Annotated in this window: 22 protein-coding genes; 16 read left to right on the forward strand and 6 right to left on the reverse strand. The window is 69.7% G+C overall.

Annotated features, from left to right (window positions below):
• Positions 1 to 50: 50 nt before the first annotated feature.
• The 3 genes from H0B54_RS17230 (at position 51) to H0B54_RS17240 (ending at position 3,236) form a co-directional block, all read left to right on the forward strand.
• Positions 51 to 1,151, forward strand: coding sequence for an ABC transporter permease (locus H0B54_RS17230; protein ID WP_094304270.1), 1,101 nt, complete (start codon positions 51 to 53; stop codon positions 1,149 to 1,151).
• Positions 1,148 to 2,080, forward strand: coding sequence for an ABC transporter permease (locus tag H0B54_RS17235; RefSeq protein ID WP_094304269.1), 933 nt, complete (start codon positions 1,148 to 1,150; stop codon positions 2,078 to 2,080). The genes H0B54_RS17230 and H0B54_RS17235 overlap by 4 nt, the downstream gene beginning before the upstream one ends.
• A 79-nt stretch (positions 2,081 to 2,159) precedes the next feature.
• Positions 2,160 to 3,236 carry a BMP family ABC transporter substrate-binding protein gene (locus H0B54_RS17240; protein ID WP_014240078.1) on the forward strand — a complete coding sequence of 359 codons (1,077 nt, stop codon included), beginning with the start codon at positions 2,160 to 2,162 and terminating at the stop codon, positions 3,234 to 3,236.
• Positions 3,237 to 3,315: 79 nt separating this feature from the next.
• Here H0B54_RS17240 and H0B54_RS17245 read toward each other — a convergent pair whose 3' ends face one another.
• Positions 3,316 to 3,726, reverse strand: a complete 411-nt coding sequence (locus H0B54_RS17245) for a hypothetical protein (RefSeq protein WP_188261343.1) — start codon at positions 3,724 to 3,726, stop codon at positions 3,316 to 3,318.
• 279 nt (positions 3,727 to 4,005) lie between these two features.
• On the opposite strand from H0B54_RS17245, the gene H0B54_RS17250 reads away from it, so the two are divergent.
• Both H0B54_RS17250 and H0B54_RS17255 read left to right on the forward strand, forming a co-directional pair.
• A complete protein-coding gene (locus H0B54_RS17250) occupies positions 4,006 to 4,485 on the forward strand; it encodes a hypothetical protein (RefSeq protein ID WP_109072737.1) in 480 nt (159 codons plus the stop codon).
• A gap of 68 nt (positions 4,486 to 4,553) precedes the next feature.
• Positions 4,554 to 5,150 (forward strand): hypothetical protein, encoded by a 597-nt coding sequence (locus H0B54_RS17255; protein ID WP_188261344.1) that lies wholly within the window; start codon positions 4,554 to 4,556, stop codon positions 5,148 to 5,150.
• A gap of 16 nt (positions 5,151 to 5,166) precedes the next feature.
• On the opposite strand, the gene H0B54_RS17260 is transcribed toward H0B54_RS17255, so the two are convergent.
• Together H0B54_RS17260 and H0B54_RS17265 are read right to left on the reverse strand one after the other, a co-directional pair.
• Entirely contained in the window at positions 5,167 to 5,718 is a 552-nt protein-coding gene (locus H0B54_RS17260) for an NUDIX domain-containing protein (protein ID WP_188261345.1), read from the reverse strand.
• A 67-nt stretch (positions 5,719 to 5,785) separates the two neighbouring features.
• Positions 5,786 to 6,670, reverse strand: a complete 885-nt coding sequence (locus H0B54_RS17265; protein ID WP_188261346.1) for a GGDEF domain-containing protein — start codon at positions 6,668 to 6,670, stop codon at positions 5,786 to 5,788.
• Between the two features lie 206 nt (positions 6,671 to 6,876).
• On the opposite strand from H0B54_RS17265, the gene H0B54_RS17270 reads away from it, so the two are divergent.
• The 4 genes from H0B54_RS17270 to H0B54_RS17285 all read left to right on the forward strand — a co-directional run bounded on the left by H0B54_RS17270 (position 6,877) and on the right by H0B54_RS17285 (position 13,006).
• On the forward strand, positions 6,877 to 7,770 hold the full coding sequence (locus tag H0B54_RS17270) for a ribose-phosphate diphosphokinase (RefSeq protein ID WP_188261347.1): 894 nt from the start codon (positions 6,877 to 6,879) through the stop codon (positions 7,768 to 7,770).
• Between the two features lie 78 nt (positions 7,771 to 7,848).
• Positions 7,849 to 9,456, forward strand: a complete 1,608-nt coding sequence (locus H0B54_RS17275) for an MBL fold metallo-hydrolase (RefSeq protein ID WP_188261348.1) — start codon at positions 7,849 to 7,851, stop codon at positions 9,454 to 9,456.
• An 86-nt stretch (positions 9,457 to 9,542) separates the two neighbouring features.
• Complete coding sequence (locus H0B54_RS17280; RefSeq protein WP_094304256.1) at positions 9,543 to 10,049, forward strand: hypothetical protein; 507 nt, start codon at positions 9,543 to 9,545, stop codon at positions 10,047 to 10,049.
• A 218-nt stretch (positions 10,050 to 10,267) separates the two neighbouring features.
• Entirely contained in the window at positions 10,268 to 13,006 is a 2,739-nt protein-coding gene (locus H0B54_RS17285) for a bifunctional diguanylate cyclase/phosphodiesterase (RefSeq protein ID WP_188261349.1), read from the forward strand.
• 6 nt (positions 13,007 to 13,012) lie between these two features.
• Here the strand turns inward: H0B54_RS17285 and H0B54_RS17290 are convergent, their stop codons facing one another.
• Positions 13,013 to 14,164: an SDR family oxidoreductase gene (locus H0B54_RS17290; RefSeq protein WP_188261350.1), complete on the reverse strand. Its 1,152-nt coding sequence runs from the start codon at positions 14,162 to 14,164 to the stop codon at positions 13,013 to 13,015.
• 180 nt (positions 14,165 to 14,344) lie between these two features.
• On the opposite strand from H0B54_RS17290, the gene egtB reads away from it, so the two are divergent.
• The 6 genes from egtB to thiD all read left to right on the forward strand — a co-directional run bounded on the left by egtB (position 14,345) and on the right by thiD (position 20,743).
• Positions 14,345 to 15,613: an ergothioneine biosynthesis protein EgtB gene (egtB, locus tag H0B54_RS17295; RefSeq protein WP_188261351.1), complete on the forward strand. Its 1,269-nt coding sequence runs from the start codon at positions 14,345 to 14,347 to the stop codon at positions 15,611 to 15,613.
• Positions 15,613 to 16,587 carry an L-histidine N(alpha)-methyltransferase gene (gene egtD, locus H0B54_RS17300; RefSeq protein WP_188261352.1) on the forward strand — a complete coding sequence of 325 codons (975 nt, stop codon included), beginning with the start codon at positions 15,613 to 15,615 and terminating at the stop codon, positions 16,585 to 16,587. The genes egtB and egtD overlap by 1 nt, the downstream gene beginning before the upstream one ends.
• Before the next feature lie 79 nt (positions 16,588 to 16,666).
• Positions 16,667 to 17,125, forward strand: coding sequence for a hemerythrin domain-containing protein (locus H0B54_RS17305; protein WP_094304249.1), 459 nt, complete (start codon positions 16,667 to 16,669; stop codon positions 17,123 to 17,125).
• 119 nt (positions 17,126 to 17,244) lie between these two features.
• On the forward strand, positions 17,245 to 18,390 hold the full coding sequence (folP, locus tag H0B54_RS17310) for a dihydropteroate synthase (RefSeq protein WP_188261353.1): 1,146 nt from the start codon (positions 17,245 to 17,247) through the stop codon (positions 18,388 to 18,390).
• Positions 18,391 to 18,519: 129 nt separating this feature from the next.
• On the forward strand, positions 18,520 to 19,887 hold the full coding sequence (gene glmM / locus H0B54_RS17315; protein ID WP_188261354.1) for a phosphoglucosamine mutase: 1,368 nt from the start codon (positions 18,520 to 18,522) through the stop codon (positions 19,885 to 19,887).
• 40 nt (positions 19,888 to 19,927) lie between these two features.
• Complete coding sequence (gene thiD / locus H0B54_RS17320; protein ID WP_172428460.1) at positions 19,928 to 20,743, forward strand: bifunctional hydroxymethylpyrimidine kinase/phosphomethylpyrimidine kinase; 816 nt, start codon at positions 19,928 to 19,930, stop codon at positions 20,741 to 20,743.
• A gap of 21 nt (positions 20,744 to 20,764) precedes the next feature.
• Here the strand turns inward: thiD and H0B54_RS17325 are convergent, their stop codons facing one another.
• A complete protein-coding gene (locus H0B54_RS17325; protein WP_188261355.1) occupies positions 20,765 to 22,159 on the reverse strand; it encodes an aminotransferase-like domain-containing protein in 1,395 nt (464 codons plus the stop codon).
• 180 nt (positions 22,160 to 22,339) lie between these two features.
• Here H0B54_RS17325 and H0B54_RS17330 point away from each other — a divergent pair, with 180 nt between their 5' ends.
• The gene (locus H0B54_RS17330) at positions 22,340 to 22,666 is read left to right on the forward strand and encodes a YgaP family membrane protein (RefSeq protein WP_188261356.1); all 327 of its coding nucleotides are present in this window, start codon (positions 22,340 to 22,342) and stop codon (positions 22,664 to 22,666) included.
• 30 nt (positions 22,667 to 22,696) lie between these two features.
• On the opposite strand, the gene H0B54_RS17335 is transcribed toward H0B54_RS17330, so the two are convergent.
• Positions 22,697 to 23,020 (reverse strand): hypothetical protein, encoded by a 324-nt coding sequence (locus tag H0B54_RS17335; RefSeq protein ID WP_035673054.1) that lies wholly within the window; start codon positions 23,018 to 23,020, stop codon positions 22,697 to 22,699.
• Between the last annotated feature and the right edge of the window lie 543 nt (positions 23,021 to 23,563).

Consider the following 23,563-nt stretch of genomic DNA (forward strand, 5'->3'; position numbering starts at 1 on the left):
CCACCCTCTCCCGGGGCGGGAGAGGGGACGACGTGCGCCGGAGCCTTTTCATGACCCTCCTCCGTCTCGAACCCCGCGGCGAAGCGTCGCGCGCGATGGTCTACGCGACGCCGTTGCTGGCGGTCGCGCTCACGCTCGCCAGCGGCTTCCTGCTGTTCTGGGCCATGGGCTTCGACCCGGTGAAGGCGCTGCACGCCTTCTTCATCGCGCCGCTGCTGTCGCTGCGCGGCCTCGGCGAGCTGGCGGTGAAGGCGACCCCCTTGGTGCTCTGCGCCATCGGCCTGGCCATCGGCTTCCGCGCCAACGTCTGGAACATCGGGGCCGAGGGGCAGCTGACGCTCGGCGCCATCACCGGCGGCGGTTTGGCGCTGGCCTTCTACGGCGAGGGCGGCTGGTGGCTGCTGCCGCTGATGATTGTCGCGGGCATGGCCGGCGGCGCGCTGTGGGCGGCGATCCCCGCCTTCCTGCGGGTGCGCTTCAACGCCAGCGAGATCCTGACCAGCCTGATGCTGAACTACGTGGCGCTGCATCTGTTGAACTACCTGATGCACGGTCCCTACCGCGACCCCGACGGCTTCGCCTTCCCGGAATCCCGCCTGTTCGAGGCCGACGCGGTGCTGCCGCTGCTGGTCGCCGGGACGCGCGTGCATCTGGGGTCGCTGTTCGCCCTGCTGGCGGTGGCGGCGGGCTGGTTCCTGATGGCGCGGACCTTCATCGGCTTCCAGATCAAGGTCATCGGCCTGACCCCGACGGCGGCGGGCTACGCCGGCTTCAACCAGAAGAAGATCATCTGGCTGACGCTGCTGCTGTCCGGCGCGCTGGCCGGTCTGGCCGGTCTGGGCGAGGTCGCCGGGCCGATCGGGCAGATGAACCCGACCATCTCCCCCGGCTACGGCTACACCGCCATCATCGTCGCCTTCCTGGGGCGGCTGCACCCGGTGGGCATCCTGCTGGCCGGCTTCCTGATGGCGCTCTCCTTCATCGGCGGTGAGGCGGCGCAGATCGCGCTCGGCCTGCCCAAGGCCATCACGGGCGTGTTCCAGGGCATGCTGCTGTTCTTCCTGCTGGCGACCGACGTGCTGATCCGTTACCGCGTGCGCTTCGGCGCGAAAGGCGCTGCCGGGTCTGGGGTGGGGAGGGCCGCGGCATGAGCGCCGAACTGGCCCTTCTCGGCCCGATCCTGGCGGCCATGCTGGCCGCCGCCACGCCGCTGCTGTTCGCAGCCCTCGGCGAACTGGTGGTGGAGAAGTCCGGCGTCCTGAACCTGGGCGTCGAGGGCATGATGCTGGTCGGCGCCGTCTGCGGCTTCGCCGTGGCGGTGCAGACCGGCAGCTCCACCGCTGGATTCGTCGCGGGTGCGGCGGCGGGGGCGGGCATGGCGGCGCTGTTCGGCGTGCTGACCCTGCTCCTGCTCGCCAACCAGGTGGCGACCGGCCTCGCGCTGACTCTGTTCGGCGTCGGCCTGTCGGCGCTGATCGGGCAGGGCTTCGTCGGCATCCCCATCGCCGACGTGCCGGAACTCTACATCCCCGGCCTGACCGACCTGCCGGTCATCGGCAAGGCGCTGTTCGGGCAGGACGCGCTGGTCTATCTGGCGCTGGCGGCGGTGCCGGCGGTGCACTGGTTCCTCTACGCCACGCGCAAGGGGCTGATCCTGCGCGCGGTCGGCGAGAACCACGCGGCGGCCCACGCGCTCGGCTACAAGGTCATCCGCATCCGCTTCCTCGCCGTGCTGTTCGGCGGCGCGATGAGCGGCATGGCCGGGGCCTACCTCTCGCTCGACTACACCCCGATGTGGGCGGAGGGCATCTCCGCCGGGCGCGGCTGGATCGCACTGGCGCTGGTCGTCTTCGCCACCTGGAAGCCGGGTCGCGTGCTGCTCGGCGCCTGGCTGTTCGGCGGGGTGACCATCGCGCAGCTCCACGTCCAGGGGCTGGGAATCGACATTCCGTCACAACTCTTGTCGATGCTGCCGTATCTGGCTACCGTCATCGTCCTGGTGGTGATTTCACGCGATGTCGCCCGGATCCGGCTGAACGCGCCGGCCAGCCTCGGGAAGGTTTTCCATCCGGATGCCTGACAGGCTCCGGGATGTTTGCAAGTCTTACGCTCGTGCTCAACCAAATGGATCAGGGAGCAAACACGTGAACAGAAGGACCATGGGCAAGGCCCTGATGGGTCTGGCCACCGGCGCCGCCATGCTGGCGCTGGGCGTCGGCGCGGCCGACGCGCAGGAGAAGATGAAGGTCGGCTTCGTCTATGTCGGTCCGATCAGCGACCACGGCTACAGCTACCAGCACGACCAGGGCCGTCTGGCCGTGGAGAAGGAGTTGGGCGACAAGGTCACCACCACCTTCGTCGAGAACGTGCCCGAGGGCGCCGACGCCGAGCGCGTGATCGAGCAGCTGGCCTCCTCCGGGCACAAGCTGATCTTCACGACCTCCTTCGGCTTCATGAACCCGACGCTGAAGGTCGCGCAGCGCCACCCCGACGTGAAGTTCGAGCACGCCACCGGCTACAAGCGCTCGGCCAACGTCGCCACCTATTCCGCGCGCTTCTACGAGGCCCGCACGGTCATCGGCCAGATCGCCGGCAAGATGACCAAGTCGAACATCATCGGCTACATCGGCTCCTTCCCGATCCCCGAGGTCGTCAGCGGCATCAACGCCTTCACCATCGCCATGCGCGAGGTGAACCCGAAGGCCGAGGTGCGCGTGGTCTGGGTGAACAGCTGGTACGACCCCGGCAAGGAAGCCGAGGCCGCCAAGGCGCTGATCGACCAGGGCGCCGACGTGATCTCGCTGCACACCGACAGCCCGGCGGCCATCCAGGTCGCGCAGGAGCGCGGCCTGTGGGTGTTCGGCCAGTCGTCGGACATGACCCGCTTCGGCCCGAAGGCGCACCTGACCGCCATCGTGGACGATTGGCGCGAGTATTACGTGAACCGCGTCAAGGCGGCTCTGGACGGCTCCTGGAAGTCGCAGGACACCTGGGGCGGCTTCAAGGACCACATGCTGTTCCTGGCCCCCTACAACCCGGCGCTCCCGGCGGACGTCGTCGCGGCGGCGGAGAAGACCCGCACCGACATCATGGAAGGCAAGCGCCACTCCTTCCAGGGCCCGGTGAAGGACCAGTCCGGCAAGGTCGTGATCGCCGAGGGCAAGCAGGCCACCGACGAGCAGATCCTGAAGATGGACTGGTACGTCGAGGGTGTGCAGGGCAAGGTTCCGAAGTAAGCCGGAACCGGTCTCCGACAGGAAAAAGGGAGGCTCCGGCCTCCCTTTTTTGTTGTCCGCTTCCTTTGCCGGCTGGTCGTCAGCCCGGCTGGCGGCCCAGCGCGGCCCAGCCGGCGGGGGCGAGGCGCATCACCTCCGGCCCGCTGCCGGCGGGGTTGGGCTCCATCGTCACAAGCTCCCGGTTCTCGAACCAGACCCAGCGGGGAACCTCCGCCGCGGTGGGGACCCAGCCCCCGGCCATCCGCTCCAGCACCGCCAGATCGGCAGCGGCGATCGGGAATTTCGGCTTCACCGGGGCGCGGCCGGCGGCGGCAGGGGCGGGCGGGGGCGCCGTCGGGGCGTCCTGCCCGGCGCGGGCGTGTATCCAGGCCGTCTGGAAGGCGGTCAGCGCCTGATTCAATTCGCCGCGCAGCGGCTCGGACGGGCAGCGCAGGTAGCGGTCCAGCAGGGCGTGCAGGGATTCGGCGGAGGGGGGCGGGGTCTCGGGCATGGGGCGGTTCCGTGGTCGGCGTGGTGCGGCACCGCAGCCATAAACGCAAGGGGCAGGAGAAGACAAGGGGCAGGAAAAGAAAGGCTCCGCCGCTTCAGGGAGCGCGGCGGAGCCTGTCGAGGAGGCACAATCCCCTGTGCTGCCTGAATCCAAACACGCGCGCCCGCCCGCCGGTTCCACCTTCCCTTCCGGGGTGACCCGCAAGGCTGCGGTCCGAAAGCCGGGACGATGCGTTGACAGCCGCAGGACAGGCTCTCGCGTCGGAAAGGGAAGCGCATCGTGGGGAACGGATTTCAGAAGGCGTCGCGGGTCATGTATTTCCTGGCAACCGGCGTGTTGATGCTGTTCGCCCTGGTGTTCATCGGCGTGGCCGCCTATTCGGTGTTTCACAGCCTTCTGCTCCTCGACATCGAGGCGACGACTCACGGGCTGCTGAACGGCGTCGGCATGATCGTGCTGGCCATCGCCGTCTTCGAGATCGCCAAGTATCTCTATGAAGAGGAGTTGGAGCACGACCGCGAATTGCGGCACGCCGACGAGGCCCGCCGCACCCTGACCAAGTTCCTGACCACCATCATCATCGCCGCCAGCCTGGAAGGGCTGGTGCTGGTGTTCGAGGCGCGGACCTCGGACATGAGCGACATGGTGTATCCGGCCATCCTCCTGATGGTCATTGTCTTCATGGTGCTGGGGCTTGGGCTCTACCAGCTGATCAGCCGTCGGGCGGAGACCATCGACCCGAAGGAGGGGGATTCCTGACCGCCCCTCGCGTTCCAACATTGCTGGGAGGAGTTGTCCATCCCTCCCAGCCAGTGCGGAGCGCCCCCATGTTCGACCCCGCCCAGATCGGCCGCATCTCTCCCGTGGAGCAGGCCGACGCCCTGCGCACCCTGATCGCCGTCTTCGCCACCGCGGTGGTGCGGCCCGGCGAAAAGGCGCCGCGCAACGCCGTCAGCGCCGAGATCGTCGACATCCTCGACGAGGTGCCGGCGGAGCGGGTGGAGGCGGTGGCCCAACTCTTCACCATGATGGCGCTGCGGCTGCGGCGGAAGGGGCGGCCGCGCCGCACGGCCTTCCGGCTGACCCTGGAGACCGCGCTGCTCGCCCGCTCCTACGTGGGGGAGCCGGCGCCTCAGAATGAGACCAGCTACCTGTCGTCCGACCGGCCCGGCCTGGGGACGATCGACCACGCCTGCAACGAGATGCTGGAGCGCATGGCCGGCGTGCCGGATGCCGACCAGCGGGCTTGGCTGACCGCGCAGGTGATCGCCACCGGCCTGATCGACGCCGATCGCCGCCACCGGCTGGGCGGCCCCGACCGCGACCTGGGCGACATGGCGGTGGCGGAGTTCCTGCTGCGCACGGCGGCCCAGTATCTCGCGGCCACCGCCGTCCGCACTCCGCCGGGCGACGACAAGGGCTGAGGCCAGCGGGGCGGGCTCATTGCAGGGCGATGATCGCGGCCATGGTCGCGTAGCGCTCGATCGACTGGGAGGAGGGCGAGCGCATCGCCTGCCGGGTGATGGCGAGCTGGTTCTCGTGCGAGACCGGCTGGCGCACCCCCAGATGGGCGACCACCTTGGCGAGCGGCACGACGTGGGCCGAGGACAGCTCCCAATTCACGATGGCGCCGCCCGCCGGGCGCCCGGGCGTGACGGCGGACGGCGCGACCCGCAGCGTGATCGAGGACGCCAGCGACTCCAGCCCGGTCACCGGAACGAAATACAGCGTGAAGCTCCGCGAGGTCGGGCGCCAGGGCTCCGCCGCCCGGCCGTCGGGGAATGCGAGGCCGGTTTGTTCGTGGAACAGGCGCTGGAGCGCTGCGAGGGGGCTGGTGACGCTCTCGTACCCGCCGCCGGGAACCGACCATTGGCCCGCGGCGTCGACGACCCGCGGCTCCGCCGGGCCGCGGCCCCACCAGGTGCTGACCTCGCGCCGCCGCACGATCAGGACCTTCGTCCCCTCCAGAAACGCCACATGGACATGGCGCATCGCCTCTCCCCCCGCATCCGGTTGCCGTCGCTGCCGGAGACGGGTGGGGATGGCAGGGCGTGAACGATCAAGGAGAGGGGATCACGCGGTTCCGCCCTTCGGCTTTCGCCCGGTACAGCGCCGCGTCGGCCAACCGGAGCGCGTCGTCGATGCCGCCGGGCGTCTCCGGCGTTACGGGGGCGACGCCGAAGCTGGCGGTCATGCGAAAGGAATCGCCGTTCGGCCCCATCTCCTGCGCGGCGACGCGCTGGCGCAAGCGTTCCGCCACAGCCGACGCATCCGCGAGCGCGGTGTTGGGCAACAGAACCACGAACTCCTCCCCGCCGTAGCGCCCGATCAGGTCGCCGGGGCGCAGGGCGCCGTCCAGCGTCCGGACGAAGCGCTGCAACGCCTCGTCACCGGCGGCGTGGCCGCGGCTGTCGTTGATGCGCTTGAAATGGTCGATGTCGGCGATCAGCAGGGACAGGGGCTGCCGCGACCGCAGCGCCCGCCGGATTTCCTCATCCGCACGCTCCAGAAGGGCGCGCCGGTTGGCGACGCCGGTCAGCGGGTCGGTCTGCGCCTGGGCAACCAGCAGCCGGTGCATTTCGGTGATGCGGCCGCCCGCCTTCAGCCGCGCCTTCAGGTGGGCGCGGTTGACCGGCTTGTGGATGAAGTCGTCCGCTCCGGCGTCCAGCGCCTTCATCTCGTAGAAGGGTTCGTCATGGGACGTCATCAGGATCAGGTAGCTGTATGCGGTGCGCGGATCAGCCTTCAGAAGCCAGCACACCTCCAGCCCTGACAGCCACGGCATCTCCCAATCGATGATGGCGATGTCGAAGGGTTCGGCTTGGGCGAGGTCCAACGCCTGCCGACCATCCCTGGCCAGGATCACGTCGTGCCCGTAGGACGCCACCTGCTCCGAGAGCATGGTGCGCATCAGGACCGTATCGTCGGCAATGAGCACGCGCATGGCGGGGAAATTGCCTCATCCCTTCGTCTGCGGTCAATGAGCAGCGGATGTCCGCGGCGTCATTGATAGGCGCCTGTCCCTGCCGTCCTATCGCCTTCACGGTAACGTTGCGCCTAAGGTCGTGGTCGCCCCGATGCGGCCCTTGCGGCATAGTACGGGCCGAACGGGGCGCCCATGTCCGGGCGCGCAACGCGAGAGGGAACAGCATGGCCCGCTATACGGGCGTCTACGGATTTCCGGAATCGGCTGACGGCGCGCGGCGTCTTGCCGAGGCCCTGAACGTTCCCTGCCACATCGCCGAACTGCACCGCTTCCCCGACGGGGAAAGCCTCGTCCGCCTGCCCGAGGCCGTGGAGCGGGCGGTGGTTTACCGCTCGCTCGACCGTCCGAACGACAAGCTGGTGGAGCTGACGCTGGCCGCTTCCGTTCTGCGCCGCCAGGGCGCCACGGAGCTGTGCCTCGTCGCCCCCTACATGGCCTACATGCGTCAGGATGCGGTGTTCCGCCCCGGCGAGCCGGTCAGCCAGACGGTGGTGGGGGACTGGCTGGGCCGGCTGTTCGACCGCTTCGTCTGCGTGGAGCCGCATTTGCACCGCACCCACACGCTGGACGAGGTGTTCGTCGGACGCCCCTCCGTCTGCCTCAGCGGCGCCGGGGCCATCGCCGAGCGGTTGCGCGGTGACGGGACGGCGCCCGACGCGGTGATCGTCGGCCCGGACGAGGAGGCCGCCCCGCTGGTGGAGGCGGTGGCCGGGCCGCTCGGCCTCACCGCCCTGGTCGGGCGAAAGGAGCGGCGCGGCGACCGCGACGTGACGGTGACCTTGCCCGCCGACGCACCGCTGGCCGGGCGGCCCGTGGTGATCGTCGACGACGTCATCAGCTCCGGCGAGACCATCTTCTCCTGCGCACGGGCGGCGCGGGCGGCAGGGGCCTCGTCCGTCCGGGTGTTCGGAGTCCACGCCCTGTTCGACGCCGCGGTGGCCGCCCGCTTCGAGGCGGAAGGGCTGGGGGCGCCGCTGTCCTGCGACGGGGTTCCGCACCCCAGCAACGCCCTGCCGCTCGCCCGGCTGATCGCCGACGCGCTGGCGGCCCCCTGTTGACGGCGCCCTGTTGACGGGCCGGTAACCCTTCGTCAGGCAGGATAGGGGGGACAGGGCACAACAAGGCGGAGTTTCGCCATGACACTGTCCCTCACCTTTCACGGCGCCGTCGGCACGGTCACCGGCTCCTGCTTCCGCATCCAGACCGGCGACGGCGACCTGCTGATCGACTGCGGCCTGTTCCAGGGCACCAAGACGGTCAAGGAGCTGAATTACCGACCCTTCCCCTTCAAGCCGTCCGCCGTGAAGGCGGTGCTGCTGACCCACGCGCACATCGACCATTCCGGCCTGCTGCCGAAACTGGTTCGCCAGGGCTTCAAGGGGCGGGTGCACGCCACCGCCGGCACTGCCGACCTGCTGGCCTACATGCTGCCCGACAGCGGCTACATCCAGGAGACGGAGGTCGACCGGCTGAACCGCCGCAACCGCCAGCGCGGGCGCCCGGCGGTCGAGCCGATCTACACCCAGGCCGACGCCCAGGCGGCCATCCGCCGCCTGCACGCGGTCGATTACGGGGAGTGGGTGAAGGTGCTGCCCGGCATCCGCGCCCGTTTCTGGCAGGCCGGGCACATCCTCGGCTCGGCGTCGGTGGAACTGGAGGTGAGGCGCGGCGGGACGGCGGAGACGATCCTGTTCTCCGGCGACCTCGGTCCGGGCGGCAAGTCCTTCCACGCCGACGCGGAGGGGCCGCCGCGTCCCGACTGGATGGTGCTGGAGACCACCTACGGCAACCGCGAGCGGGTGGAGGTTGGCGAGGCCGAGCGGCAGGCCCTGCTGCGCGACGAAGTGCGGGCGGCGCTCGCCGCGGGCGGCCCGCTGCTGATCCCCGCCTTCGCGGTCGAGCGCACGCAGGAGCTTCTCTACGACCTGCACCGGCTGTTCGACCGCGGCGAAATCCCACGGGTCGACGTGTTCCTCGACTCGCCGCTGGCCGACGCGGTCACCGGGGTGTTCCGCCGCCATCTGGCCGATCTCGGCACCGGCGGCGACCCCTTCGCCCGCCCCAACCTGCACCGCGTGCGCTCCGCCGCGGAGAGCCAGAAGCTCAACGCGATCAAGGGCGGCGCGATCATCATGGCGGCCAGCGGCATGTGCGACGCCGGGCGCATCCGCCACCACCTGAAGAACCATCTCTGGCGCCCGGAGGCCACCGTCCTGCTGGTCGGCTATCAGGCGCCGGGCACGCTGGGACACCTGTTGCAACAGGGGGCGGCCAACGTGCGCATCCATGGCGAGGAGATCGCGGTGCGCGCCCGCATCCGGTCGCTGGACGTCTATTCCGGCCACGCCGACCGCAGCAGCCTGCTGGCCTGGGTGGCGGCGCGGCAGGGGGTGGGGCGCGGCCTGTTCCTGGTGCATGGCGAGGAGGAGGCCCGTGCCGGTTTGCGCGACGCCTTGGTGCGCCGTGGCTGGGACCCGGCGCTGATCCGCCTGCCCGAGTTGGACGAGGTGGCCGACCTGACCGCCGCTGTTCCGGCGCAGGCGCCGACAATGACCCAGGGCGGCCCGCCGCGGCTGGAGCCGGAGGTCGTGACCGCCGGGCGGGACTGGCACAACCGCTACGCCGCCTTCCTGCTGGACCTGCACCGGGCGCTGGACGCGGCACCCGACGACGCGGCGCGCGAGGCGCTGCTCCGTGGGATGGGCGACCGCCTGCCGCAGGCGCAGGAGCGGTCGGCGGAGTGAACGTCCTGCCCTCGGCCGGGCGGTGCATGCTATAGATCGCTGACGGCGGATTGGTGACGGCTGCGAAACAAAAGGGTGACGGGGCGATGGGGAAGGTGGCGAACATCGTGGTCCAGATGGCGCGGAAGCTGACCGACGACATCGCCCGGCTGGGTCGCGTTCGCAACGCCGGCAAGCCCAAGACCTTTCCCCATTTCCGCGAGATCCGGAACGCCTATCTGGACATCCAGGGGCTGGTCTTTTCCATCCAGGAGCGTCTGCCGGAGACGGGAAAAGACCTGCCGCCGAACTTCCCGCAATGGGTGATCCGGCAAAAGCTGACGGCCATCGCGCACTTCACCGACATCAGCCACGCCTTCGTCAGCGACCCGCCTTTGGCCCTGACCAGCTCGCTCGGCGCCTTCGACGTGCTTCAGGCGGAACAGAAGGCTTTTTCGGAGACGCTGAACGCCTTCGACATGATGCTGATGGAGGCCGGCATCGACGATAAGACCGCCGACGAGCTGGATGCCACCCGCACAAAAATCGAGCAGATCCTGGGCATGATCGAGACGCTTCTGCAGAACAGCCCCAAGGTGTTGCAGGAGTTTTGAGCGACGCCGCACGCGTTGGATGATTTCGGAACTATTTATACGCTTCTCGCACGGGTCCATTCTGGTTAAGGTTTACCGGCGCGCGTCGTTCCACCGGGCGATATCCGGGTGGGCGGCGTCACAGGCAGCTTCGGTACGGCCCCATGCAGAGGTCTTCCAGCCCCGATCCGATCGACCTTGCGCCGGGCGAGTCCATAACCGATTCCATGGCGGGTTCCATGGACGATTCAGCGGCCACTCCCAAGCGCATTCCCCTTATCGCTCTGCTGGCGGCGCTTGTGCTGACCGTGCTGGTTTGGCACGACACCCGCCAGCGCGTCGCCGCGGATGCCGAAGGCCGGTTCGCCCTGCGGGTGGAGGAACTGCACCGGCGTTTCGAGAACCAGTTCCAGGTCTATGTGCAGGTGACGCGCTCGGCCGCGGCGCTGTTCACCGCCTATCCCGAGGTGAAGCGCGCGGAGTGGAACCGGTTCGTGGACGGGCTGCACCTTGCCGAGCGCTTTCCGGCGATCACCGCCGTCGCCTTCGCGCGGGTCGCCGATCAGTGGACCGGCCCGGAGCTGGTGACGGAGGCCCGGATGGACGGGCTGCGCAGCTTCCGGATCTGGCCGGAGGCGGTCGGTCCGATGCGGCTCGTCACTCTGTACGCCGCCCCAGTCAACGAACGCACCCTACGCACGCTCGGCTACGATCTGCTGTCGGAGCCCGTGCGCCGCGCCGCCGCGGAGCAGGCACGGGACAGCGGCCTCCCGACGGTCTTCCGCGACGTCGGCCTGCGGTTCGGCGAAGGGGAGCCCGCGCCGCCGGCCGTAATGGTGTTCCAGGCCGTCTACCACGACGGGCAGAGTCCCGCCACGCAGGAGCAGCGGCGGGCCGCCTTCGCCGGTTTGGTGATGACTCCGATCCAGATCGCGCCCCTGGCCGAGTCCGTGTTCGGCCGGATGGGCGACGTCGCGGCGACGGTGTTCGAAGGGCGCGGGGAGTTTCCGCTCTACCGCAGCCGCCCGGAGTCGTCGGACCGGTCGTTGCTGACCGCGAGCCGCGACATCGCCCTGGGAAACCGCGTCTGGTCGATCCAATACGAAAGCCGGTTGAGTTTCGAGGACGGCCTGGACACCTGGAGGCCGACGCTGGTCCTGGCGACGGGGCTGTCGCTCAGCCTGCTGCTGTCCGCCCTGCTGTGGGCGCTGGCCGCGACGCGCCACCGGGCGCTGGTGATCGCCGGGCGCATCACCGCCTCGCTGCGCCGGCGCGAGACGGAGCTGGACCTGCTGTTCAACCAGGCGCCGCTCGGCATCGCTCTCATCGGGCCGGATGCCAGAATCACCGACTGCAACCCCGCCTTCGCCCGCACGGTCGGGGTGCCGCGCGACGGGTTGATCGGAACCGACACGAGGCTGCGCGTCCCGGACCCGGCGGTGGCCGCCGCCGTCGACTCCGCCATCGCCGGGGAGAGCGTACGGCTGGAGGTCGACCGTCTGCTTCTGGCCGGCGGACGGCACAGCCACTTCTCCCTTCATCTTCAGCCGGTGTCCACCCCCGGCGATCCGCCCTTCGTCATGGCCTTCGTCGAGGACATCGGCGACAAGCGGCGGGCCGAGCAGCACGTTCATTATCTGGCCCATTACGACCCGCTGACCGGCCTTCCCAACCGGGTCCTGCTGTTCGACCGCATCGCCCAGGCGGCCCGGGAGGCGCGACGCGACGGCGGGCGGGTCGCCGTTCTGTTCATCGATCTGGACCGCTTCAAGATCATCAACGACAGCCTGGGCCACTCCTTCGGCGACGAGGTGCTGCGGTCGGTGGCGCGGCGGCTGCATGGCGCGATGCGTCCGTCGGACACGGTGGGCCGGCTGGGCGGCGACGAGTTCCTGATCGTCGTCCCGACCATCGAGACGCCGGGCGTGGCCGCCGCGGTGGCGGAAAAGGTGATGGGGCAGCTCGCCGCGCCTTTCGCCATCGGCGGGCGGAACTTCGTGGTGTCGCCCAGCATCGGCATCAGCCTGTTTCCCGACGACGCGGAGGATGCGGAGGGTCTGATCCGCTGCGCCGACATCGCCATGTACAACGCCAAGGACGCCGGGCGGAACGCCTACCGCTTCGTGACGCGTGAGATGGGCGCGCGGTCCCGCGAACGTCTGGATCTGGAGGCGGCGCTGCGCCGTGCCTTGCAGAACCGCGAGCTGTTCCTGGTCTACCAGCCGCAGCTGCGCATTTCCGACGACCTTGTGGTCGGGGTGGAGGCTCTGCTGCGCTGGCGCCATCCGGAAGCCGGTCTCATCATGCCGAACCGCTTCCTGCCCGTGGCCGAGGAAACCGGCCTGATCCAGGCCATCGGCGATTGGGTGCTGGACGAGGTGTGCGCCCAGATCCGCCGCTGGCGCGACCAGATCGGCCTGGCGGTGCCGGTCGCCGTCAACGTCTCCGCCCAGCAGTTCCGCGACGGCCAGCTTCCCGCCAAGGTGGCCGCGGCGCTCGACCGCTACGGTCTCCAGGGCTGGGAACTGGAGATCGAGGTGACCGAGGGCACCCTGATCGACGACATCCCGTCGGCCATCGCGACGCTGCGCGCGCTGAAGCAGCGCGGGTGCCTGATCGCGCTGGACGATTTCGGCACCGGCTATTCCTCGCTCAACTACCTGCACCGCTTCCCGATCGACAAGCTGAAGATCGACCGCTCCTTCATCCACGATCTGGAGCAGGACGGGACCGGCGATTCGATCCCGCGCGCCATCGTCGGGCTGGGCCGCAGTCTGGGCTTGTCGGTCGTCGCCGAGGGGGTGGAGACGGAGGCGCAGCTCCAGCTTCTGCGCAGCCTGAAGTGCGAGAGCTTCCAGGGCTATCTGTTCAGCCGCCCGGTGCTGGCGGAGGAGCTGGAGCTGATCCTGTCGCTGCGCGCCACCCGCGGGCGTCATCACGCACCGGAGGCGGAGCCGGCGGCGAAGGAGCCGGTTTAATGGCGGTCAGCGGGGAAAGGTGACCACGCCTTCCTCCGCCGCCTGCCAGGCCGGCTTGGCGTTGTGGCCGATGGTGCGCCGTTCCTCGTCCATCCGGTCCCGATGCCGCCGTATCGACTGGCGGTGCCGGCTCAGCCCGGATGCGTCGTCGCCCCGAACCCAGCCGCGCGCCATCGCCGCCCCGGCCAGCACGCCGAAGCCGGCGACCACCGCGGCTGTGATCCAGGGATGCATCCGAGCCTCGGTGTAGAGGCTGGTTTCACGGACGAAGCGGTGCCGGCCGGCGCGCTCCCGCCCGTCGTCGCCGTGGCTGTGCAGGGCGTCGTTGCGCGGACGGAGCGGGCCGCCGGAACGGATGACGCGCGGCAGGGTCCGTTCCATGATCCGGTCGGTGAGCCGCGGCGCGAAGGTCTCCGCCAGCGCGAACAGCTTGGCGCCGCCGCCGACATAGAGGTCGCGCATCGGCTGGCGGGCGCAATACAGGATGGCCTTCGCCACGACCTCCGGCGCGTAGACCGGGGGCGGGTTGCTCGGTTCCACATCCATCAGGTTCAGGGCGTGATCCTCGTACAGGCTGTCGACGGCCGCCGGCTTGATCAGGCTGACCGAGATGGGCGCGCCCTCCGCCTCCAGCTCCATGCGCAGCGCGTCGGTGAAGCCCTTCACGGCGTGCTTGGTGGCGACGTAGGCGCCCTGAAGCGGGATGGCGCGGTCGGACAGCACGCTGCCGATGTTGATCAGCGCTCCGCCATCCTGTCGCAGATGCGGGATGGCGGCCAGCGAGCCGTTGACCACACCCCAGTAATTCGTCTCGAACAGGCGGCGATGGTCGTCCGGAGCGGTGTCCAGGAGCTTGCCGATGATCGCCACGCCGGCGTTGTTCACCCAGGTGTCGATCCGGCCATAGCTGCGGACCGCCGAGTCGGCCACCCGCCTCAGGGCGTCGGGGTCGGCCACGTCGGCGACGCAGTGGATCGCGTCCCCGCCTTCGGCGCGGATCTCCTCCGCCACCTGGGCCAGCGCGTCGCGGTCGCGGGCGGCCAGAACGACCTTTGCGCCCTGCCGGGCGGCCATGCGGGCGGTGACCAGCCCGATGCCGCTCGATGCGCCGGTAATGACGATCACCTGCTCGTCAATGGGTTTGAGCCGCGGTTGCATGGGTACCGTTCCTCCATCGTTCGATTGTCGGAATCCCTGCGTCATCCGCTGTGAACAGACGGTCCGGCGGAGCGTTGCCGCCGGGCGGTGCGTCCGGGCCACTCCGAAAGGAGGGTTGGCGGCCCAGCGAAGCGGCACAGCTTTACCGGAACCTGACAGGCGGGGGAGGACACAGCGCCCATGCTCAGAACAGCCGCCGAAACCGGCGGACTTGCCGACCATTTCCGCCGGGTGCGCGCCACCTCGGCGGAGTTGGCCGGTGGGTTGTCGCCGGAGGATCAGGTGGTGCAGTCCATGCCGGACGCCAGTCCGGTCAAATGGCATCTGGCCCACACGACGTGGTTCTTCGAAACCTTTCTGCTGATCCCGAATCTGCCGGGTTACCGGTCCTTCGATCCGGCCTTCGGCTATCTCTTCAACTCCTATTACGAGGCGGTCGGCGCCCGGCATCCGCGGCCCCGGCGCGGTCTGGTGACGCGGCCCGGCGTGGCGGAGGTGGCGGCCTACCGCGACCATGTGGACGCCGCCATGCTGACCCTGCTGGAACGCGCCGACGCCGAGCGGCTGGCTTCGCTGGTGACGCTTGGCCTCGCGCATGAGGAGCAGCATCAGGAACTGATCCTGATGGACCTGCTGCATCTGTTCTCCTGCAACCCGGTCGCGCCGGCCTACCGGCCCCATCGGCCGGCCTTGCGCGGCCCCGCCCATGAGGGGCGCTGGATCGCGGTGGACGGCGGGATCGTCGCGGTGGGTCATGACGGCGAGGGGGGCGGCGAGGGCTTCGCCTTCGACAACGAGAGGCCGCGGCACGAGGTGCTGCTGCGTCCCTTCCGGCTCTTCTCCCGCGCGGTGACCAACGGCGAGTGGCGGGCCTTCGTCGAGGACGGCGGCTACCGCAACCCGGCGCTCTGGCTGTCCGACGGCTGGGCCACCGTCAACGCGGAAGGGTGGGAGGCGCCGGCCTACTGGCGGCGCGGCGAGGACGGCGGCTGGCGGGAGTTCACCCTGCTGGGCGAGCACCCTCTGGACGAGGATGCTCCGGTCTGCCACGTCGGCTTCTACGAGGCCGACGCCTTCGCCCGCTGGGCCGGCAAGCGCCTGCCGACGGAGGCCGAATGGGAAACCGCCGCCTCCGGGCTTTCCCCCACCGGCAACACGCTGGGCAGCGGCCTGCTGCGCCCGGCCGCCGCCGTGGAGGGTGGTGGCCTCGTCCAGATGTTCGGGGATGTCTGGGAATGGACGGCCAGCGCCTACAGCGGCTATCCGGGCTTCCGTCCCGCTGCCGGGGCGGTCGGCGAATACAACGGCAAGTTCATGGCCAACCAGTATGTGCTGCGCGGCGGATGCTGCGCCACGCCGGACGGCCATGCCCGCGCCACCTACCGAAATTTCTTCTATCCGCACCAACGCTGGATGTTCAGCGGCGTGCGCCTTGCGGAGGACGCCTGATGACCGCAAATTCCGCCGCCCGCGCCCATTCGGCACAGGGGCCGGCGCAGGACGACGTGTTCCTGTCCGACGTGCTGGAGGGGCTGTCCCGCCCGGACAAGAGCCTGCCCTGCAAGTACTTCTACGACGCCGAGGGCTCGGCCCTGTTCGACGCGATCTGCACGCTCGACGAATATTACCCGACGCGGACCGAGACCGCCCTGCTGCACGCCCGCGCGGAGGAGATCGCCGGTCTGGCCGGGCGCGGCGCCACCCTGGTGGAGCTGGGCAGCGGGTCGAGCGTCAAGGTGCGAATCCTGCTCGACGCGCTGGACACGCCGGCCATGTATGTGCCGGTGGACATCAGCCGCGAGCATCTGATCACCGCCGCCGCCCGGCTCGCCGGCGACTATCCCGCGGTGACGGTGGTGCCGGTGGCCGCCGATTATGTGCGTGGCTTCGCCCTGCCGCGGGGCGTCGCGCCGGAGCGCACCATGGCCTTCTTCCCCGGCAGCACCATCGGCAATTTCCGGCCCGCCGAGGCGATGACCTTCCTGGACGGCCTCGGGCGGCGGCTCGGCTTGGGCGCGCGGCTGCTGATCGGGGTCGACCTGCGCAAGGACCCGGCGGTGCTGGAGGCGGCCTACGACGACGCGCGCGGGGTGACCGCCGCCTTCAACTTGAACCTGCTGGCCCGCATCAACCGCGAACTGGACGGCACCTTCGACCTGGACCGCTTCGCCCATGTGGCCCGCTACGACACCGCGCGCGGACGGATCGAGATGCATCTGCGCAGCCTGGACGACCAGACCGTCCGCATCGCCGGTCATCCCGTCCGCTTCGCCCGCGGCGAGACGATCCACACCGAGAATTCCTACAAATACTCGGTGCCCGGCTTCCGCCGCCTTGCCGCCCGCGCCGGCTGGCGCACGGAGCGGAGCTGGACCGACGAGGACCGGCTGTTCAGCCTGCACTGGATGGTTCGGCATGGCTGACCCCGTTTGGCACCGGGAACACCGGGATCGGGGCTTGGGTTGATTCCCGTCGAGACACCGCAACAACGGGACAGGACCGATGACCAGCATCTTCGACCGGATCAAGCAGGACCACGACACCATCCGCCGCCTGCTCGACGAGGCCGAGAAGGCCGACGGCAACGGGCGCGCCGCCTATGAGGACCTGCAGCGCGAACTGTGGGCGCACGGCAAGATCGAGGAGGCCGTCTTCTACCAATCGCTGTCCAAGGCCAAGAACACCAAGCAGGAGACCACCGAGGGCCTGAACGAGCACCACATCATCAACGGCTTCCTCGACGAGTTGAACGCCATGCCGGCTGACAGCACCGCCTGGAAGGCAAAGCTCCAGGTGCTGGGCGAGGTCACCCGCCACCATCTCGACGAGGAGGAGGAGGAACTGTTCGAGGAGGCCAAGAAGGCGCTCGACGACAAGCGCGCCGAGGAACTCGGCAGCATCTACGGCGAGCGCAAGAAGCAGATGCTGGCCGCCCTGGCCCCGCTGCCCAAGAGCGCATAACAAGCGCGTAACGCCAAGCACGACAGCTTTCCAGCGAAGCGGAGGACCGCAGTCTCTTGCGTCGGGGCTTCCCGTCGTGACAGGCTGCGGTCTTCCGTTCCGCTGCACGAACCGTCGCCATGCCTCCGATCTCCAAGCCCGCCCCGAAGTCAGCCGCCGGCTCGCTCGCCTCCTTCGCGCCGTGGGCGGGGGAGGGCGGTGTCCGCGTCTATCTGAGGCCGGTCGGGCTGCTGCCGATCGCCGCCTGGAGCGCCGGGGCGGCGGTGCCGCTTGCCGGTGGGCGCTTCGCCTTCGCCACCGCCGAACTGATCGTCCGGCAGGGGGCGCGGATCGAGAGGGCCTTCGCGCCGCTGACCGAGATCATGGCCTGGGGGTGGGAGCGTGGGACCGCCGTCGCGCAGAGCCTCGACCGGCGGCTGGGCGCGCTGACCCGCGGGCGGGCGCCGTTCGGCGGGCTGGATCTCGGGCGTCCGCGGATCATGGCGATCGTCAACGTGACGCCGGACAGCTTTTCCGACGGTGGCGACTTCTTTGACGCCGGAGCGGCCATCGCCCATGGCGAGGCGATGCTGGAGGCCGGGGCCGACCTGCTGGACGTCGGCGGTGAGTCCACCCGTCCCGGCTCCGCCCCGGTGTCGCCCGACGAGGAGGAGGCCCGTGTCCTGCCGGTGGTCCGCCACTTCGCGGCCAAGGGCGCCGTGGTGTCGGTGGACACGCGGCACGCGCGGGTGATGCGCGCGGCGCTCGACGCCGGGGCGGCGCTGATCAACGACGTGGCCGGGTTGCGCGACCCCGGCGCGCTGCCCCTGGTGGCGGAGAAGGCGGCTCCCGTTGTCGTCATGCACATGCGGGGCGAGCCCGGCACCATGCAGCAGAACCCGGTCTACGAGGACGCGGCGCTCGACGTTTTCGACTGGCTGGAGGAGCGGGTGGACGCCTGCCTCGCCGCCGGGGTGGCGCTGGAGCGCATCGCCGTCGATCCCGGAATCGGCTTCGGGAAGACGGTGGAGCACAATCTCGACATCCTGCGCCACACCGCGCTTTATCACGGGCTGGGCTGCGCCCTGCTGATCGGGCTGTCGCGCAAGACCCTGATCGGCAAACTGTCGCGGAGCGAGCCGCCTAAGGAGCGATTGCCCGGCTCGCTGGCCGGCGGTCTGGAAACGCTGAACCAGGGCGCGCACCTCCTGCGTGTCCATGACGTGCCCCAAACGGTCCAGGCGCGCGCCGTCTGGGAGGGGCTGCATCCCGCACGGGTGCCGTGATCGCATGACGCGTGTAACCCTTTGGCGTCTGCGCGGAAGGGTTCTTGACCCTGCCCCCCGTGCCAAGCGATGACATTTTCACACATCCGCGATTGCGGTACAGTGACTGGGCCATTCCCGAGGGTTTTCATGACGCGACACCTGTTCGGCACCGACGGCATCCGCGGCACCGCCAACATCGATCCGATGACGGCGGAAACCGCCCTGCGCGTCGCGATGGCGTCCGCTTTGCAGTTCCGCCGGGGCGACCACCGGCACCGCGTGGTGATCGGCAAGGACACCCGTCTGTCCGGTTATCTGCTGGAGCCGGCGCTGACCGCGGGCTTCATCTCCATGGGCATGGACGTGGTGCTGCTCGGCCCGCTGCCGACGCCCGCCGTCGCCATGCTGACGCGCAGCCTGCGCGCCGACCTCGGCGTGATGATCTCCGCGTCGCACAACCCGTACCAGGACAACGGCATCAAGCTGTTCGGGCCGGACGGCTACAAGCTGTCGGACGCGGTGGAGGTGGCCATCGAGACGCGCATGGGCCAGCCCTTCGCGCCGGACCTTGCCGGCTCCGCCGATCTCGGCCGCGCCTCCCGCCTGGAGGACTCGACGGGCCGCTACATCGAGTATGTGAAGAACACCTTCCCGCGCGGCCTGCGGCTGGACGGGCTGAAGATCGTCGTGGATTGCGCCAACGGCGCCGCCTACCGCGTCGCACCGAAGGTGCTGTACGAGCTGGGGGCTGACGTGATCCCGGTCGGGGTCAGCCCGGACGGTCTGAACATCAACAAGGACTGCGGCGCCACCGCCACCCGGACCCTGCAGGAGCAGGTGGTGGCTCACGGCGCCCATCTGGGCATCGCGCTGGACGGCGACGCCGACCGCCTGATCATGGTGGACGAGGCCGGGCGCGTCGTCGACGGCGATCAGGTGATGGCGCTCATCGCCTCCTCCTGGGCGCAGGCGCAGACTCTGAAGGGCGGCGGCGTGGTCGCCACGGTCATGTCCAACCTGGGCATGGAGCGCCACCTCCAGGGGCTGGGCATCGCGCTGGTCCGCACGCCGGTCGGCGACCGCTATGTGGTGGAACATATGCGCGAGCACGGCTACAACGTCGGTGGGGAGCAGTCGGGGCACGTCGTGCTGTCCGACTATTCCACGACCGGCGACGGGCTGATTGCCGCACTCCAGGTTCTGGCGGTGCTGATCCAGTCCGGCGGCCGGGCGGCCAGCGAGGTCTGCCAGGTCTTCGCCCCGGTGCCGCAGAAGCTGACCAACGTCCGCTTCGCGGCCGGTTCGAAGCCGCTGGAGATCGCCTCCGTCCAGGCGGCGATCCGCGACGGCGAGGCGCGGCTGAACGGGTCGGGGCGCATCCTGATCCGCAAGTCGGGGACCGAGCCGGTGATCCGCGTCATGGCGGAGGGCGACGACGAAGGGCTGGTGCACGCGGTGGTGGCCGACATTGCCGGCGCCATCATGGACGCCGCCCGGCTGGAGACCGCCTCCTAGGCGCACCATCCAACCAGACGACCAGACGGAAGCAATCCCGATGCAGGCCCACCCAATCAACGGCCGTGTTCTCATCGTCGCCGGGTCCGATTCCGGCGGCGGTGCCGGCATCCAGGCGGACATCAAGGCGGTCAGCGCGCTGAACGCCTTCGCCATGACCGCCATCGCGGCGCTGACCGCGCAGAACACGACCGGGGTCTATGGTGTGCTGCCCGTGGACCCGGCCTTCGTCGCCCTGCAGATGAAGGTGGTGCTGGAGGATCTCGGGGCCGACAGCATCAAGATCGGCATGCTCGCCAACGCCGCCGTCATCGAGGCGGTGGCCGGCGAGTACGAGGAGCGGGCGATCAACGTTCCGCTGGTCGTCGATCCGGTGATGGTCTCGAAGAGCGGCCATTTCCTGCTGGAGCCGGACGCCGTGCAGACCCTGCGCAAGCGTCTGCTGCCCCATGCGGAGCTGGTCACCCCCAACCTGCCGGAGGCGGAGGCGTTGACCGACATCCCGGTGCGCAACCTGGACGACATGCGCCGCGCCGCCGAGATGATCCGCACCTTTGGGCCGAAGGCCGTTCTGCTGAAGGGCGGCCATTTGGAGGACGAGCGGCTGTGCGACCTGCTGCTCACCGAGGATGGCGAGGAGGTGTTCGAGGGGCGGCGCATCCACACGCCGCACACCCACGGCACCGGCTGCACCCTGGCCTCGGCCATCGCCGCCGGTGTCGCCCAGGGCTTGAGTGTGCGTGATTCGGTGGCCCGTGCCCGCGCCTACGTGGACGAGGCCATCCGCTCCGCCCCCGGTTTCGGGCACGGCCACGGCCCGCTGAACCATCTGCACACGGTCCGGCCGTTCCCGTAAGGGCGCGGCCGTTCCGCCTCCTCACACGATCGACAGCATCGCCGTCTGCGGATTCTCCAGAAGGTCCGCCAGCGTGCGCAGGCCGCGCGCCAACTCGTCCCGGCTGTGCGGGTGGCACAGGCCCAGCCGCACGGCGTGCGGGGCGGCGGCCCGGCCAACGGCGAACACGTCGCCGCCCGTCACCTTCACGCCGCGCCGCAGCGCCTCCGCGATGAAGTCGTCGCGCCGCCAGGGCTCGGGCAGGACCAGCCAGAGATGCTGTGCCGAGGGGTGCCCGCAGACGGCGCTGGCGGGCAGGATGGAACGGGCGATCTGCTGGCGCGCCATGGCCTCCCCGCGCTGGGCCTCGGCGATGCGGTCGGCGCTGCCGTCGGTGATCCAGCGCGTCGCGACCTCCGGCGGCAAGGGCGGGGAGGAGTATTGCAAGGCGCGGATGACCGCCTCCACCCGCGGCACAAGGGCCTGCGGGGCCACCACGTAGCCGACCCGCAGCCCCGCCGACACGCTCTTGGACAGGCTGTTCACATAGACCGTGACGTCGGAGGCGATGGCCTGGATGGGCTTCGCGTCATGGACCAAGAAGCCGAAGACGTCGTCCTCGACCAGCATCACCCCGTAGCGGCGGGCGATGGCCGCGATCTCCACGCGCCGGGCCTGCGGCATGACGGAGGCGGTGGGGTTGTGCATGGTCGGCACCAGATACAGCGCCTTGGGCGCCAGACGGCGGCAGGCGCTGTCGAAGCTGTCCGGGACCACGCCGTGATCGTCGATGGCGATGCCCTCCAGGTGATAGCCCTCGACCGCGCTCAGGGTCTTGATGCCGTAATTGGTCAGCCGCTCCGTCAGCACCACGTCGCCGGGGCGCGCCACCGCGGCCAGAGCCACCGCCATGGCGTTCTGCGCGCCGGTGGTCAGCAGGACCGTATCGGCCGACGCCGCCACCCGGTGTTGCCGCACCAGCCATTGCGCCCCGGCGGCGCGGTGGGCGGGCAGGCCGGCGTGCGGCGCGTATTCCAGCAACGCCCCCAGGTTCGGCGAGGCGCCGATGGCGGCCAGGGTGGCGCCCATCATCGGCACCGACATCGGGTGCTCGGGCGTCACAACCGTCATGTTGACGACCGACGGTTCCGGCCGGGGTGTCCAACTGAAGGGGTCGGAGGGGGGCATGTGCCGCTGCCCCTGCACGAAGGTGCCGCGCCCGACTTCGCCGCCGATCAGTCCGCGCTTCTCCGCCTCTGTGTAGGCCCGGGTGATGGTGCCGACGGTGACGCCGAGGCGGTAGGCGAGGTCGCGGTGGGTGGGAAGCCGCGTGCCGGGGGCGAGCCGTCCGTTGGCAATGTCGTCGGACAGGGCGTCGGCGATGGCGCGGTAACGGGGGCCTTGCCGGCCCTCCAGATCAGGAACCCAATTTGTCATAGGGACAATGATGACATTGTACCGATCAGTCGGCAAGTGTCACCGCATTGTCGCGATTGTCCGTGTCCGGTTGCCCTGGGCGCTCGGGAACCCGGATGGCCGGGCGGGCGTTGCAATCAGAACCGCCCGGCGCCGCTTCGGCATCCCTTTCACGCCGGGCACAGCCGGGAGATTGAAGGCATGAGCGCCGAAAACGCCATCCGACACACCTACGACCGCTTCTTTGGGGGCGCGCGGAATCTCGGGCCGCTGGAACGCGCCGTGTCCACCGGCCTCGGGCTCGTCATGGCGGCGGGCGGCGTGCGCCGCGGTGCCGATTTGCGGGGCGCCATCATGGGGTTGGCCGGCGCCGCCCTGGTGGCTCGTGGCATGAGCGGCCACTGCCCGCTGAAAGCCATGGTAGCGGACAAGGACCACGACCGTCTGTCCGGTCCGCGATCGGAGCGCTACAGCCCCGGCGAGGGGGCGCTGGAGCGCACGCCGGCCCACACCGGGTCCTATCCCTGACGCGCTCCTATTCCTGACGAAAGGGGGCGGTCACGAGGATGAGGAAGCGGCGCGGCGCCGCCGCTTCCATTCCTTCCAACGCCGTTCTCCGCGCACCAGCGCGCGGTTGATCGGCGGGCGAAGGAACGGAACGTCGTAAGCGAGCAGAACGAGGCCGAGGGGCAGCATCCAGATGCCCAGCACGGGCAGGAAGCTGAACAGGCCACCGAGAATCAGCAGCAACCCGGCGGGGACGCGCACCCAGGTCGCTCGCGGCTCGCGGAGCCAAGCCAGCACCCGCGCCATGGAGTCGGGAAGCTTCTCCTGGATGCGATCCACCCGCCGTTCGAGGCGTCTGTGGTGCTGGTCGCTCAACGCGGCACTCTCCATGTTGTTGATCCGGCTCTGAAGGTTGTTGACGGGTGAAGCGGCGCCCCGGCTTGCCGGACCGGTCGCTCCCAAGCCGCCATATGGGAACAGGCGCGCGTGTTCCAAGCTCCCGTTTGTGTGGAGTCCATCGGCGGGCGGGTATCTTGAAAGGCGCCGGCCACACGGCCAACTATTAGGGCAATCAGGGTCCGGGCCCCTCTGGCAGCCGAGTCGTCGGCTGCGATGTCGGATCTCTTCATCTGCTTTTGCGCCGACGGGCGTGACCGCATCTGGAGGGCTCTTTGATGGACAGCGCAGCCATCCCTTCCCGCCGCTTTTTCGCGGCCGACCCGCCGCCATGCGCCCGCCGCCGGTCAGAGGCTTGCCGGTCAAAGGCTTGAACGAGGGAGTTTTCGCAATGTTCGACCAGTATCCCAACCAGAGTCGTTGGGGCGCGGGCGCCGCGGGCGTGGACCGTGCGGCGTTCGACGAGGGCCTGCGCAAGCACATGCTGCGGGTCTACAACTTCATGATGCTCGGCCTGGGCGT

This window comes from Azospirillum tabaci (assembly GCF_014596085.1).
GTDB lineage: Bacteria > Pseudomonadota > Alphaproteobacteria > Azospirillales > Azospirillaceae > Azospirillum > Azospirillum tabaci.